This window comes from Pseudomonas sp. ANT_H12B (assembly GCF_008369325.1).
GTDB lineage: Bacteria > Pseudomonadota > Gammaproteobacteria > Pseudomonadales > Pseudomonadaceae > Aquipseudomonas.
Genome location: NZ_VOBI01000022.1, coordinates 100,397 through 115,262, shown reverse-complemented (window position 1 = coordinate 115,262; position 14,866 = coordinate 100,397). Strand labels below are relative to the sequence as shown.

General features: G+C 57.4%; 10 protein-coding genes and 1 pseudogene. 6 read left to right on the top strand and 5 right to left on the bottom strand.

What is annotated here, in order from left to right; translation table 11 throughout:
• A partial coding sequence (locus FQ185_RS30895; protein WP_306108882.1) for an RHS repeat-associated core domain-containing protein occupies window positions 1-988 on the top strand: 988 nt, incomplete at its 5' end.
• Between the two features lie 126 nt (window positions 989-1,114).
• Here FQ185_RS30895 and FQ185_RS26285 read toward each other — a convergent pair.
• Window positions 1,115-5,629 carry an NEL-type E3 ubiquitin ligase domain-containing protein gene (locus FQ185_RS26285; protein ID WP_178113604.1) on the bottom strand — a complete coding sequence of 1,505 codons (4,515 nt, stop codon included), beginning with the start codon at window positions 5,627-5,629 and terminating at the stop codon, window positions 1,115-1,117.
• A gap of 674 nt (window positions 5,630-6,303) precedes the next feature.
• Here FQ185_RS26285 and FQ185_RS26275 point away from each other — a divergent pair.
• Window positions 6,304-6,744: a CBS domain-containing protein gene (locus tag FQ185_RS26275; protein ID WP_149419996.1), complete on the top strand. Its 441-nt coding sequence runs from the start codon at window positions 6,304-6,306 to the stop codon at window positions 6,742-6,744.
• Here FQ185_RS26275 and FQ185_RS26270 read toward each other — a convergent pair whose 3' ends face one another.
• On the bottom strand, window positions 6,745-7,368 hold the full coding sequence (locus tag FQ185_RS26270; protein ID WP_149419995.1) for a glutathione S-transferase: 624 nt from the start codon (window positions 7,366-7,368) through the stop codon (window positions 6,745-6,747).
• A 276-nt stretch (window positions 7,369-7,644) separates the two neighbouring features.
• On the opposite strand from FQ185_RS26270, the gene FQ185_RS26260 reads away from it, so the two are divergent.
• Window positions 7,645-7,968: a hypothetical protein gene (locus FQ185_RS26260; RefSeq protein WP_149419993.1), complete on the top strand. Its 324-nt coding sequence runs from the start codon at window positions 7,645-7,647 to the stop codon at window positions 7,966-7,968.
• 80 nt (window positions 7,969-8,048) lie between these two features.
• Here the strand turns inward: FQ185_RS26260 and FQ185_RS26255 are convergent, their stop codons facing one another.
• Window positions 8,049-9,134: a DUF1615 domain-containing protein gene (locus FQ185_RS26255; protein ID WP_149419992.1), complete on the bottom strand. Its 1,086-nt coding sequence runs from the start codon at window positions 9,132-9,134 to the stop codon at window positions 8,049-8,051.
• Window positions 9,135-9,303: 169 nt separating this feature from the next.
• Here FQ185_RS26255 and FQ185_RS26250 point away from each other — a divergent pair.
• Together FQ185_RS26250 and FQ185_RS26245 are read left to right on the top strand one after the other, a co-directional pair.
• Window positions 9,304-10,021 (top strand): annotated as a pseudogene (locus tag FQ185_RS26250) (TonB-dependent receptor); the annotation flags it as partial.
• Between the two features lie 124 nt (window positions 10,022-10,145).
• Window positions 10,146-11,675, top strand: a complete 1,530-nt coding sequence (locus FQ185_RS26245; RefSeq protein WP_149419991.1) for an FAD-dependent oxidoreductase — start codon at window positions 10,146-10,148, stop codon at window positions 11,673-11,675.
• Between the two features lie 130 nt (window positions 11,676-11,805).
• On the opposite strand, the gene hemB is transcribed toward FQ185_RS26245, so the two are convergent.
• Both hemB and FQ185_RS26235 read right to left on the bottom strand, forming a co-directional pair.
• Window positions 11,806-12,780 carry a porphobilinogen synthase gene (hemB, locus tag FQ185_RS26240; protein WP_149419990.1) on the bottom strand — a complete coding sequence of 325 codons (975 nt, stop codon included), beginning with the start codon at window positions 12,778-12,780 and terminating at the stop codon, window positions 11,806-11,808.
• A 238-nt stretch (window positions 12,781-13,018) separates the two neighbouring features.
• Window positions 13,019-13,729, bottom strand: coding sequence for a glutathione binding-like protein (locus tag FQ185_RS26235; protein WP_149419989.1), 711 nt, complete (start codon window positions 13,727-13,729; stop codon window positions 13,019-13,021).
• A 380-nt stretch (window positions 13,730-14,109) separates the two neighbouring features.
• Between FQ185_RS26235 and FQ185_RS26230 the strand changes: the two genes are divergently transcribed.
• A complete protein-coding gene (locus FQ185_RS26230; RefSeq protein ID WP_371926685.1) occupies window positions 14,110-14,781 on the top strand; it encodes a histidine phosphatase family protein in 672 nt (223 codons plus the stop codon).
• Window positions 14,782-14,866 lie beyond the last annotated feature (85 nt).

The window sequence follows — 14,866 nt, the reverse complement described above, 5'->3', positions numbered from 1 at the left end:
CTACAAGACCGTTCGTTATTCGGGCAAGGAAATGGATGTCAGCGGGCTCTATTACTATGGGCTGCGTTATTACGCGCCGTGGTTGCAACGCTGGGTGAGTGCCGATCCGGCGGGGGATGTGGATGGGTTGAATCTGTATGCGATGGTAAGTAATAGCCCGATAAGTTTTGTTGATAGATTGGGGCTAGCGGGAGACCCCGTACAGGAAATCCGTAACACTTCGAACTCCATGATTAGCTCTAACGCTTTACATGCTTTTGAGGCACCAAGAAACGTCCCAAAAAAACAAACTACGGCTTTGGAGGCCCAACATAAAGCTCAACATCCATACTACAACTATACGAAATCAAAAAAAGCAAAACTTATCGTCAATGCTGGTGGTTCATTATCAGATGCAGACCCCGAACAAACGTTCTTCATGAACGCCCATCACAACATACCTCATCCATCTGGAATATCCTCCACCCCGGGTTTAACACTCGTGGATAGCAAGAGCAATGCTGAATTCCGAACGTATAAAGTTTCTGACATCGGCAAATTCAAAACACACCTGGAGGCCAAATATGAAAGCTATTACAACTCTGATGAATCTACTGTGCTTACATACAAAGGCAGCAGCCAGACACCTATCGATTTCCAGACCGTGAGAAGAGAGAAAAACGCAGTGCTACTTTCAGATGACGTTTGGGAAGCCACCTTGGATCACTTGAACAAAAACAATTTCCTCCTTCCCGAACCCGATGGAATTCCCGGAGCTCACGGTGAAGTACTAGTTAAAAATACAGCCTCACTATTAAAAACCAGCGAACAAAAGGAGATAGTTAAAATATGGACATTCAAGATAACCACGCCGGCCACGGAAGCGTTCGCTGCATGCACTAATTGCACGGGAATATTGAGAAGTGCCCAAGGCAATATATCTGCTGAGGTCCAAACAGGATACAACGATGAAAAACTATCAACATGGAGAGGTACGCACACATTTTAGTTGGGTTTTTTCTGCACGAAAGTTTAGTTGCCAGTTTTTTAACAACTGCCCAACTCAGTTTCCTCATAGCATTACCATAAAAACACTCAGGACTCTGAGAGATTGGTCCTGAGCGTCCAATCGTTCTTAGAACATAGACCGCTTTTCCATGGCTGTACGGGTTAATGTCCTGAGCAAGCCCTTGCGCGCATCCGCCAATTCAGCGATTCCACGCTCATACTCCTGCTGCGAAACAGAGCCGGCCAATTGCTGATCGAGCAACGCCTCGGACCTTGCGTTATACACCGCCGAATTCTGCGCAAACTCTCGCGGATAACGACTTTTCAAATACTTGCGCCAAAACCCCTGCTCAATCATCCGGTTCACCAACCCCTCTCCTGCCTCCAGCGCCAGAATCGATTGATACGCCTGGTCGATCTGCTCTTCACCGACTTCGGCCATCTGCCGGAACAACATGTCCCGTGATTGCCAGGGCAATTCAAGCCGGTCCGCCAGACCGGTTTGAAACGCCAGGTAGACTTCCACTTCATCGATGGTCCCGGTGATGTCGCCGTCTTCATCGAACGCCTGAAAAGTTTCCCCTGCCGCCAACCTGCCCTGGATCGTGGCCCGGGCAATTTCATTTACTCCATCCAGTCGAGACTTGCCCTTGGCCAACGTGATCAGGCTGGCTTCGATCCGCGCAGGATTGCCTGCCCGATAAGCTTCGTGGACCAGCACTTTGCTGCCCATTTCATTAAAAATCTGCGCACCGGCATCGGCGCAAGAGTCCGGGTTGACTGCCATGCGAAACAGTTCCTCACGCAGCGGCGTGTTCTCGGCGACGGCATCGAGCATTCGCCACACCCGTTGTGTCAGCCCCGGGCGGTAGGCGTCATCAACGTAGTCGGCTGATTCACTGAGCTGTTCCAGTACCTCGAAAAAACCTTGGGCGTTCGGTTCCCGCTCAAGTTCATCCCAGGTCGTTTGCCTGCTCACTCGCTGTTCTGCCTCCACACCTTCAAGCCAATACTCACTGGTTTCCTCACCCTTGGGCGGGTAGCTGCGGGTCGGGTCATAACCTACCGAACGCATATAGTCCTGAAACTGCTGACGGCTTTGGTCAGTGAGTTGGTCGCGACTCAAGCGGGTGCGGGCGATCAGCCGCGCTTCATCGGACCCGGGCGCGACGTCAGGTATGTGTGCGACAGGGTTGCCTTGCAGATCCAGCGCAAAGGAGCGCGGCCGCGGTAGCGCAAATAGACCCGGGGGCCAATCGGCGCTACCGGTATTGTGCAAATCCAGCCGGTCAAGGTCGGGCATCCGACTGACATCCGGCAGCAGCGCCAGTGCGGGATTGTTGCCCAATCCAAGCGATTGCAGGCGGGTCAGGCCTTCCAGGTCAGCCACACTTTGGGCGGTCAGCGTCAGCTGGTTATTGGAGAGGTTCAGACGCTCAAGCGCCGGCAGGTTCTCCCGCAAGCGAGGTGGCGTGACCAGAGCGTTTTCACTCAAATCCAGTGCCCTGAGGTTGGGAAAGTAACCCAGAAAACCGGTGATATCGGTAGTCAATGCGGTGTACCGAAACTGCAACGCGCTGACGTGACGAAAATCTGCGTTCAACACGGGCAGGTACTCCAGAAAATCGCTGGTCCAGTGAAAGTCCAGATTCAGGCTATAGCCTTGCGGCAACGATTCCCCAGCGGCCTGCCAACATTGCTTGAGAGCCTTGGCAAAGCGTCCTTTGTGGTAGCGCTGATCCATCGGCAGATACTCGCCTCGTTCAATCGCCACCCAGCTATCCAGCGCCTTGCTCAACCCTTCGAACCCCAATTCACGCTGCCGGATAGAGGCCAGTGCCTGGGTTTTGGAAGCAAACGACTGCATGAACGCGGCAAACGAGTCCGTCGACGCGCCCGGATAGAGCGTCTTGAAACGCTCCTCGGGACCGGGCGCCCCCTCTTCCACGACCTCCATCAGCTCGTAACCTTGCATGCCTCCCCTCAAACCCATGACGACCGGGTCAGGGTTGTGAACTGGGTGATCCGCAAGCACTGCGCGAAATGCCTCCTGCTTGATCGGGGCCTTTTGCAGAGCTTCCTTCAACCGGATGCCCTGGCCGATTTCGTAGCCCAGCGCCTCGCGGCTGGCGTCTGGCAGGGCCTGCAACATTGACGTGTAAAAATCACCCAGGCCATGCAGGGACTCACCGTCGGTGTCATACGCCTGGAAACTGCCTTGATCGTTGAACACAAGGACTTTACGAATAGATGATTCGTCAGGCCCGATACCGTCAAGCAGCGGTCCGTCAAACGACACGCCCCGGATTTCGATACGAACCTCAGCCGGCCAACCGGCCAATTGTTCCAGGCTATGCAGCGCCAATCGCCAGGTATCGAGGCTTTCGCCGGACTGCAGATACAACCCCTCGTAAGCCCGACTGAGCCGTAACTCAACCATTGCAGCGCGGGAAGCCTGACGCAGCCGCAACGGTATTTGCCCTTCGTCCATTTGCCGAAGCTCTGCGGGGGTCGCCTCGCGCAGAAGTTCATCCATGACCGTGCGCGGCATCTGTGCAAAGTCGTTGCGCAACAATTGAATGTTCGGGCTGACATTCGTATCGGCGGCACGTTCATTGAGCCAGTAGCGGGCATCAACCAGCGCGGGTTTTCCAGCATTGGCCAATCGGGCAATTTCTGCACGCGACTCCGGCCACGTGCCATCGCGCTTCAGTTGTTGCAGTTGAGCCTGCACGTCAGGGTTGCCATAAACCTCAGGATCATCGCTGCTTAACTGCTCGATGAACGTCTGAACCTCCTGGTCGGCCTTGAAGCGTTTGATGGTTTCGAGCAGCAATGCCGGTGGCCGGTCATGCTCGACATGCAGCCTGCGTAACACGTCCTCTTCGACCCCGCTGGCCACACGGATCTGCTCCAGGGTCTGATCGGAAAACGATTCGACGCTGTGCCCCAGACGCCGCATCAGGGTGACGCCCTGCCATGCCTGGGGACGTTCGGCTTCATGGGTCCAGGCGCCGGCACCGTTATGGGCAAGCCTGGGAGAGTACGCATCAGCGCGGGTGGGATGCTGAACAAGGTACTCGTCCAGGCGAGGTTGCTGCGTGACCACAAAGTACTTGTCATCCAGCGCGACCACGTCCCGGCCCTCATGCCGATAAATCCCCTTGGCGTCGGGTGTAGCATTTTCCTCCAGGACTAATGGCCGCCGATAAACCTCAAGGTCGGGTTGCCATAACCGTGACTGGCCATTGCTCATTTCAACGACTTTCATGCGCTCGACAAATGGCGACGACTTGAGTGGCAACAGCGTGCCGAGCAGTTTGCCTCCCGCCACGAGCGTGCCCAACTGGATGAGGCTTTCGGCCACGCCGATCAAATGCGCGGCAGCCTCGCTTCGCTGCCCCTCGGACCACTCGACAATCCCTTCGAACGTTTCATCAAGCAGTTGATAAGCGGTGTAGGCCAACATCAGCTCACCGAGAAAAGGCACGAAAGGCGCGGCCACAAAAGCGGCCACTTCGAGAACGGCCAAGGCTATTTTCTGAAAACTGTCCCAGCGCGCCCAACGAGATTTTTCATCCTCGTCGTCGGTGGGAACTGCCATCGCCCGGGCGTCGTTGAGGATCTTGTTCAGTTTCTGGTGGAAGTCATGGGTCCAGAAATCAGCGCTGATTCGCTTATTTGCCATCCTCAAATTCGGAGTCTGCACCGGCTCGGCCCGCCATGTCGGGGTTTGTTCAAACGGTGTTGGTGTGTGCCATTGAACCCTTGAAAGGGCGTCATTGAGCTGGAAAAAGAAGGTGCCTCGCTGTTGGTGCGGGACAAACTGGCTGAAAAACCGCTGATACTCAGGTGCACGTAATTGAGCGGCAAGCTCGGCGGCGAAGCTGGCCGTGGAGGGATACTGTTTGATCGGGTGCAGTGGATCGTGGGGAACATAAGCGATGATGCGTTCGGTGGTAAGGCTGCGGTCGAGGTCCGGAGCAATCAGGACGATGCCGGTCAGTGCAGCGTCCATCATCGTCAACCCATAGCAGTGCATCGGCTTACCGCGCAAGGTCAGGGCTCGATGCCCCTCAACCAACTTCAGAAGCATCTGGTGAGTTTCAAGATCGATGTCTTGTTTCATCAATGCCAGAACACTGGCGGCACGCAGTGCATCCTTATGGCTGGTCTGAACTTTGATTTTCAACACCGCCCTCGCCACCGGGTTGGTGAACCCCATGAACGCCTTCAGGTAAGCCTGATATCGGGCGCCGATATCCAGTTCGCGACACAGCGCGGCGAAAGCCTCGACGGACAGTTTGTCTTTGATCGGCACAACATCGAATTGCCCGGTGTCAGAAGGCTGGGTAATGAAGTCACTTGCCCTCGCGAAATAACCCGCTCGGGTTTCTTTAACTTCGAAGTTGTGCAGTGCAGCCTCAAGCAGCGATAAAGTCCGCACATCAAACCCGACCACGATGCCCTTGGGACAGTAAAGCCGCAGACAAGTCGTTCGCACATTCAGTGTGATGTTGTACTTGTCTTTCAACGCAGCGACTAAAAGCGGTTCGGCGAATGTTTCGATTGCCTGAAGTTTTTTCAGGGTTTTATCACTTTCGTTTTGTGACGCCCAACTGGCCTCGATCGCCCTTTTCATCTCGCCCCGTAGTTGCGCCGATGCGCTGTCATACCAAGGCAACGCAGGCCCGGCGACCTGTTTTAAAGCAGAGTGATTTTTTACGTGTATGTTTGTCAGCCAGTCGGGGACAGACTTGGCAATGAAGTGTGCAGCTAAACTCTGACTGACAGAGTCAGGAAGGGAACGCGGCGCAAGTTGAGTGGCCGTTGGTGCATTAAACATTACGTGTCATCCATGAACTTTTGGATGGGCGAGCCTATTCGAATTTCCGGCGTTAATTTCCCTCTATCTGTTTCAAGACATTAACCAGGAATTTATAAACTCTCGGATTCAAAGATTGCTGTCTGTAAACTGCGCAGCATTATCCCCACATGTATGGCCGATGATGAGTACGGCCTGGGACTTTGGAATACTCTCGATCAGAAAAGATGAGCCTCTGTGGGAGCTTGCTCGCGATGAGGCCATCACGGCCGACATCAATGTTGAATGTCCGGCCGCCATCGCGAGCAAGCTCGCTCCCACAGGGACGGCGGTGGGACAGTTGCCGTGCGTTTATCGACCTGGTGCACGAGGTTTACGGAAGAAAATCCGCCGAATGACGTTTATTGCGCGATATCTGCCGCTTTCTGCCTTGCCCTCAGCGCCTGGGTCTACGATTCTTCAAGGACAACGACAACACCTGAGAAACCGCCATGAAAACCGTCGCCCAACTGCTGAAGTTAAAGACTGAACAGAATCATGAAGTCCACACCATTGCGCCTCATCAAATGGTGCTGGAAGCCCTGATGGTCATGGCCGCGAAAAACGTCGGCGCCTTGCCGGTCGTGAAGAATGGCGAGGTCGTGGGCATCATCAGCGAGCGTGACTATGCGCGCAAACTCGTGCTCAAGGGTCGCTCCTCCGTCGGCACGCCGGTCGAGGACATCATGGTGTCCCCGGTGATCACTGTGGACACCCATCAAACCGTCGAGACCTGCATGGGCATCATGTCCGACAAACGCCTGCGGCACTTGCCGGTGGTGGAAAACGGCCAGTTGATCGGTTTGCTGTCGATCGGCGACCTGGTCAAGGAAGCCATCGCCGAACAGGCTGAGCTGATTCGCCAGTTGGAGCAGTACATCCGCGGCGAATGATCAATGCGGCCAATGCCGCGCGAAGACCGGTGCCAGTGTCGGGTGCCGGTCGATTCGCGTCAGCCAGGCGAAAAAACCCGGGCGGGTACTGCGTAGATGCTCCCGGCTGCCCGCCCAGCGCGTGACCACCGCTGCCAGTACATCCAGCGCCCCTGGCGTCTCGTCGTCCAGATACAACTCAGCCGAGAATTGATCGGCAAATACCTCCCAACTCCAGTGCAGCCGCCTGCGGGCCCCTGCCATGAGGTTTTTCATGGACGAGTCATCCACCTCGATCAACCAGCGCTCGGGGTAATCGATGATGCCGATGGCCGCATAGCAATTGCTGACGATGTACACCATGCCGCGTATGGCCTGATCGCGCTCGGCGGGGTCTTCCGGCAGCAGGTTCGACTCGGGAAACGTGAGCCCGAGATGAATCAGGATCGCCGCACTCTCGGAGAGAATGCGCCCGTCGGGCAGTTGCAGCGTCGGAATCTGCTTGAGCGGGTTGAGCTTCTCCAGCGCTTTAGCTGCCTCCGGGGACGATTCGACATCGATGAAGCGATATGGGATTTCACAGAGTTCAAGCGCGGCTTCAATTGCCGCCGCACCGGAGTTCTGATGTCCGTAAAGTTGGTACATAAACACCTCTGGGCCGCGAGTCGGTTCATCGGTCGAGCGCCGCGATCAACTCTGCCGTCGTGACAATAGAAGACAGGTACCAGCTATCCAGTGTAGAAGCCGCAACCGACAACACGGTTGCCGCCCGACGATCGCACCATCACCACTGCGTGAGGGACATTGCCGGTCCCATCACTGCGGTCGATGTTCACCATCACGTCAATGAAGTTCTCATAAAAAATCCGCGGCGTAACATCTGCTCCATACCCAACCAAGAACACCCCGGAGCACACCATCATGAAACGCCAAATCTTCCTCAGCATCGCTTTCTCGGTTTTTGCAGTTAACGCTTTCGCCGCTACCTCTGCTCACCCGGTTGTCGCTGAAGGCGGCTCGGATCGTCTGATCGAAAACCGCGTTGCTGAAGGTGGTTCGGATCGTCTCCTCGAAAACCGCGTTGCTGAAGGTGGCTCCGATCGTCTGATCGAAAACCGCGTCGCTGAAGGTGGTTCGGATCGTCTGATCGAAAACCGCGTTGCCGAAGGTGGCTCCGATCGTCTGATCGAAAACCGCATCGCTGAAGGTGGTTCGGATCGTCTGATCGAAAACCGCGTAGCCTGAATGAACGGCTTCACCGCAGTACTCAATGAAAAACCCGGCCACATCAGCCGGGTTTTTTTATATGTGTTTTTTGCGTTTGCTCAGCGCTTCATACACCGCTGATAACGCTCATCGACTCGTTTGGCAAACCACGCCGTGGTGAGTTTGCGAGTGATTTTCGGGCTTTGCAGCACGATCCCCGGCAACACCGCCCGCGGTAATGGCCGGCCTTCGGCCTGTTCTGCCAACTCGAAGACCCGCTGATAAAGCCTGGTGTCTTCGAACTCAAGCGTTTTGCCCTCCTCCAGTTGATCCCTGATCGTCGGATTGCGCATGCCCAGTTGCTTGCCGAGGGTGCGCACGGCCAATTCCGTGGCGCCGGGCATGATCGAATCGTAGCGGACCAGATCGCCATCCAGCGCCAGTGGAATGCCCGAAGCACGACTCACCGCGTTCTGAAACGCCGCATTGCGGCTCGCGTACCAACCGGCATTGAAATCGGCGAAGCGATACAGCGGCTGTTTGTAGCTCACCGGGTAACCGAGCAGGTGGGCGATGCCAAAGTACATGCCGCCGCGTCGACTGAACACTTCATGACGGATCGAGCCCTCCACCGGGTACGGATAATCCCGCGCCTGCTGCTCGGCGAAGTCGATGCTGACTTGCATCGGGCCACCGGTGTGGACCGGGTTGAAACCACCGAACAGGGTGCGGCCCATGGGAACCATGCCGATGAAATCATCGAAGATCGCGCTGAGTTCTTTTTCGCTGCGCGCCGCATTCAGTCGGTCGCTGTAGCTTTTGCCATTGCCTGAACTCGCCTGCAGCACACCGCTCACCAGCAGGCCGGGGATGTGCACTTTGGCGGCGCGGCGGTCAATCTCGTCGCGGGCGATCTTGCCCAGGCCCGGTACGGGCGGGTCCACCTGGAACGTCGACTCCTGCTCGGTGACCGCCAGCACCGAACACAGGTTTTGGGTGGATGGATAAATGTTCTGGGCGGCAAAGGCTGCATAGATATCGGTAGCCCAGCCTTGGCGATCGACGGTTTTGGCCGGCAGCAGGCGCACGATTTCTGCCCTGACCTCGGCGGGTTTGCGTGTCGGTGGCTCCTGGATGCGCTGGGTGCCGCAACCGGCCAGCACCAGCAGCGCGGTGGCACTCATGATCAATCGATTGGCTTGCATGGTGCTCCATCAAATCCGTTGAGTCGGGTTAACCATACGATCAATGGCATGGCGCAGGCTATGACCCTTACGACATCCCCCTGTTCCCAAAGCCCTGGTAGCAGCTGTCGAGCCGCACGTTACCTTCACAGCGTAATGACAAATTGATTGCACAACGTTACTGAGAATTGTGTTCACGCCGTGGGAACACGTCTCGTTTTATGCCAACCGCATCGAAGGTCTGGCTGAAGGCCCAACCTCGCCGACTTCGGCGGCCGGACGCGTCGTCATCGACGGCAATCAGGCTTTTGCACCCGCCCGCTCCAAACAGCTTGAAGCCGGGGTCAAGGTCGACATGGGCACTTATGGCGCCAGCTTCGGTGTGTACCGGATCGAGCAACCGAGCGATGGCTACACCGAAATTGTCGACGCCACCACCGCGCGCTTCGTGCGTCAAGGCGAGCAGGTCAACAAAGGCGTCGAACTCAACATCTTCGGCGAACCCGTCAGCGGCCTGCGCCTGATCAGCGGCCTGACCTTGATGGACACCGAACTGAAGAAAACCCAGGGCGGTCTCAACGATGGTAATGACGCCATCGGCGTACCGACCTTCCAGTTCAATGCCTCGGCAGATTGGGACGTCCCCGGCCTGCAAGGAGTAGCGCTGAATGCGCGGATGCTGCGCACCGGCGGTCAATACGCCGATGCGGCCAACAACCTCAGCCTGCCGACCTGGAACCGCTTCGATGCCGGCGCCCGTTACGCCTTCAAGGTCCAGGAAAGATGTGACCTTGCGCTTCGGCATTGAGAACCTGGCCAACAAGAAATATTGGGAGTCGGCCCAGGGCGGTTACCTGACCCAAGGCGAACCACGGGTGGCGAAGTTGTCGGGCAGCATCGACTTCTGATCACCACCGTTCAACGAAAGGCCCCCCAGCTTCACGGCTGCGGGGCCTTTTCCGTTGGGCGGCCGGCCTGGCCATACGCTTCGACTGCACCATACTTGAGCCACACACCGAGGAGGACCGGCTCATGAATCGTAGCGACGTGCTGATCATCGGCGCCGGCCCGACCGGGCTGGTACTCGCACTGTGGCTGAGCAAACTGGGGATCCGCGTGCGGATTCTCGACAAGACATCAGCCCCCGGCACCACGTCGCGGGCGCTGGCCGTCCAGGCGCGGACGCTGGAGCTGTATCGCCAACTGGACCTCAGCGACGCCATTGTGAAAAACGGCCATCGAGTGGCGGCCGCCAATTTCTGGGTCAAGGGCGAGCCGGTAGCGCACTTGCCGCTGAGCCGTATCGGCGAGGGTCTGACGCCCTACGCATTCCTCGAAATATTCCCGCAGGACGAACACGAAAAGCTGCTGATCGAACGCCTCGACGCCTTGGGCATCAAGGTGGAGCGCAGCACCGAACTGGAAGGTTTCGAGGAAACCGGCGACGGTATTACCGCCCGACTGCGCTTGCCCGATGGTCAACAGGAAATTTGTCAGACCTGTTATCTGGCGGGTTGCGACGGTGCCCGATCAGTCGTACGCAAAACCCTGGATACCGGATTTCCTGGCGGCACCTACCAGCAGATTTTCTACGTCGCCGACGTGCAGGCCAGCGGGCCGACGTTCAATGGAGAACTGCACGTGGACCTGGATGAAGCGGATTTTCTCGCGGTGTTTCCGCTCGCCGGTACCGGCCGCGCCCGACTGATTGGTACGGTTCGCGATGAACGCGCCGAGCATGTCGAAACCCTGCGTTTCGAAGACGTCAGCAGCCGGGCCATCGAAAATCTGAAGGTGCAGATCGAACAGCTGAACTGGTTCTCGACCTACCGCGTGCATCATCGGGTGGCGGACCATTTTCGCACCGGGCGCGCGTTTCTATTGGGTGATGCCGCCCATGTCCACAGCCCTGCCGGTGGTCAAGGCATGAACACCGGGATCGGCGACGCCATTAACCTCGCCTGGAAACTCGCGGCAGTTTTGAGCGGCGGTGCCACGGCCAATCTGCTCGACACCTACGAACCCGAGCGCATCGCATTTGCCCGCAAACTGGTTGCCACCACCGACCGGGTGTTCAGTTTCGTCACCGCTGAAGGACGCCTGGCCGATTTGCTGCGCACCCGCCTGGCGCCGTTCGTGCTGCCCAAAATGACCTCGCTGGAAACCGCCCGCGAGTTCCTGTTTCGCACGGTGTCGCAGATCACCCTGAATTATCGCGCGATGCCATTGAGCACCGGTGTTGCCGGTCACGTGCATGGCGGCGACCGGCTGCCCTGGGCGCACGACGGTGAGGGTGACAATTACGGACCGCTGAAATGTCCGACCTGGCAGGTGCATGTGTATGGCGACACCAGCGACGAAATGATCGCCTGGTGCCACGAACATCATTTGCCGCTGCATGTTTTTGACTGGCGGCCGGCGTTTGAAGCGGCGGGCCTGGGGCGTAACGGATTTTATCTGTTGCGACCGGATACGTACGTGGCGATTGCCGAGACGTGTTCCGATCCGAAGGTGATCGAGCGGTATTTCAAGGATCACGGGATCCGGCCCTACTTCGGCTGATCCTGAGTACACCAAACCTCAACTGTGGGGGCGAGCCTGCTCGCGAAAGCGGTGGCACATCCAACATCAATGTGACTGAAACACCGCTTTCGCGAGCAGGCTCGCTCCCACAGAGGGTCAGGGTTGGGTTTTAGATCCCGGCCAGGGCGAGGTCCATCGCAAAATAGGTAAAGATCAAATCCGCCCCCGCCCGCTTGATCGCCCCAAGGCTCTCGCGCACCACGCGGTCTTCATCGATCGCCCCGGCCTGGGCGGCGAATTTGATCATCGCGTATTCGCCACTCACCTGATACGCCGACAACGGCAGGCGCGAAACTTCGCGGATGTCGCGGATGATGTCCAGGTACGCACCGGCCGGTTTGACCATCAGCGCATCGGCGCCTTCGCGCTCGTCCAGCAACGATTCACGCACCGCTTCGCGGCGGTTCATCGGGTTCATCTGATAGCTCTTGCGATCGCCCTTGAGCGCACTGCCGCCGGCTTCACGGAACGGACCGTAAAGCGCCGAAGCGAATTTGGTTGAATAAGCCATGATCGCGGTCTGGCTGAAACCGGCGTCATCGAGCGCGCGGCGGATGGCCTGAACCTGCCCGTCCATGGCCGCCGACGGGGCGATGACATCAGCGCCGGCATGGGCTGCGGCCACGGCTTGTCTACCGAGATTAATCAGGGTCTGGTCGTTGTCGACTTCATGGTTGTGCAGCACGCCGCAATGGCCATGGTCGGTGTACTCACAAAAACAGGTGTCGGACATGACGATCATGTCCGGCACCGCATCCTTGGCAATGCGCGACATGCGCGACACCAGGCCGTTGTCGCTCCAGGTATCGCTGCCACTGCTGTCCAGGTGATGCGACACACCGAAGGTCATCACCGACTTGATCCCGGCCCGGGCATATCGCTCGATCTCGCCGGCCAATTTCGACTCCGGAATACGCATCACGCCGGGCATGCTGTTGATCGGCACGAAATCGTCGATGTCTTCCTCGACGAAAATCGGCAGCACCAGATCATTCAAACTGAACTCTGTTTCCTGGAACAGGCTGCGCAGGCTCGCGTTGCGGCGCAGACGGCGTGGACGTGCTTCGGGGAACTGACTGGGCATGGGCATTCCTGAAAATCGGAGGACAAGACGAACGTCGTAAAGGGGCAAAGCTTATGCTCTGCAAGGCGTAGTGCACAAACGTCGGACACTCAAGACTGCGTTACTGGAACGGCAACAATCTTCCTGCCAACGTAAAATCCTGCGGGAGCGGGCTTGCCCGCGATTGCAATCGTTCAGACACCGGGGTGTTGAATGTGCCGCCACTATCGCGAGCAGGCTCGCTCCCACAGGTTCCAGTTTAATTTGAGACGGGTTTAGGTATTTCCAGCCCACGCATTACCGCCGGCCGCGACAGGAAGCGCTCCAGTGCCCGCATCACGTTGGGGAAGTCGTGGATACCCACCAGATCGCCAGCCTCATAGAAGCCGATCAGGTTGCGCACCCAGGGAAAGGTCGCGATGTCCGCGATGGTGTAGCGCTCGCCCATGATCCAGTCGCGCCCTTGTAGTCGTCCATCGAGCACATTGAGCAGGCGTTTGCTTTCGTCAACGTAGCGGGCCAGGGGACGTTTGTCCTCGTAGTCCTTGCCGCCGAATTTGTTGAAGAAACCGACCTGCCCGAACATCGGCCCGATGCCACCCATCTGAAACATCAGCCACTGGATGGTCTCGTAGCGCGCGGCCGACTCCTGGGCCAGCAGTTGCCCGCTTTTGTCGGCCAGGTAGATCAGAATCGCCCCGGACTCGAACAGCGCCAACGGTTGATCACCCGGGCCGTGGGGGTCGAGGATGGCCGGGATCTTATTGTTGGGGTTCAGCGACATGAATTCAGGGGACAACTGATCGTTGCTGTCGAACCCCACGCGATGCGGTTCGTAGGGCAGTCCGATCTCTTCGAGCATGATCGAAACCTTGACGCCGTTGGGCGTGGGCAAGGAGTAAAGCTGAATCCACTCGGGGTACCGGGCCGGCCATTTTTGGGTGATGGGGAACGCAGACAAATCGGTCATGGGAAGGATCCACGAGGAAATTGAGAGTGACGATCATAATGTAGGCGCTGCAAAAGACTGCCATCTTATGGCGTTATCAATACCGCTGATGAGCACGATCAAACGATCTCAGCCTTCGACAGCGCCTGCTAGGGTAAGGTGTGTCGTGTCCATAAATCCGCAACATGCTGTCTATAAGCTTTGCTCCAACCCATTGAAGGTTGCCGTTACAGTGCTGCGCACTCGCACGGATCGAACCAAATGGGCTTCAGAGGACTCTGAGCATTGCCCTTTCGGAAACGAACCGGCACAACGACATGGAAAACACCCGACGCTGGGAGCTCGCGGTGTAAAGGTTTGTCAGCCTTAACCGAATGCGCCGAAGAACCAATTATTCAATGATGAGCCTTTTTAAATTCGCCAGACCCTTCAAGCATCGCGCGTATGTCGTTCTGCCTATCTTGCTGGCGGCGAGCGCGCTGTTTCTGTCCCTGGAATCCAGCGAAAGCCGCGCCCAACAGACGGACGGCACCCAAACGCTGGTATTCCTGCGCCACGCGGAAAAACCCGAGGGCGGCCTGGGTCAGCTCAACTGCCAGGGCCTGAACCGCGCCATCGATCTGGCCACCTTGTTGCCGAACAAATTCGGCAAGGCCAACTACGTGTTTGCCGCCAACCCGACGCGCAATGTCGAGGAAGGTGAACTGGACAATTCCTACAGTTACATCCGCCCCTTGATGACCATCAGCCCCAGCGCGATCAAGCTCGGTTTGCCGGTGAACATCAACTTCTCGGCCAACGACACCAGCGACCTGGCCGATGAGCTGCTTCACGACAAGTATCACAACTCGGTCATCTACACCGCCTGGTCCCACGGCTACCTGCCGGAGCTGATCAACAAAGTCGCGGGCGAAGCCGTCGGCAAGAAACAGAACATCACCGACGACTGGGAATCGAGCGACTACGATTCGCTGTACGTGCTGACCCTGACGTGGCACAACGGCAAGGCCAGCCTGCAAAGCCACAGCTACAAGCAAGGCTTGGATAACGGTCGGGAAACCTGCCCGACGTAAGTTTCGGTCGCGTCCCACAAGCGATGGAGATCACAGGTTCCGAGGGGCTGGGCTATCATGCCCATCGCCCCTATTGTCCGGAACC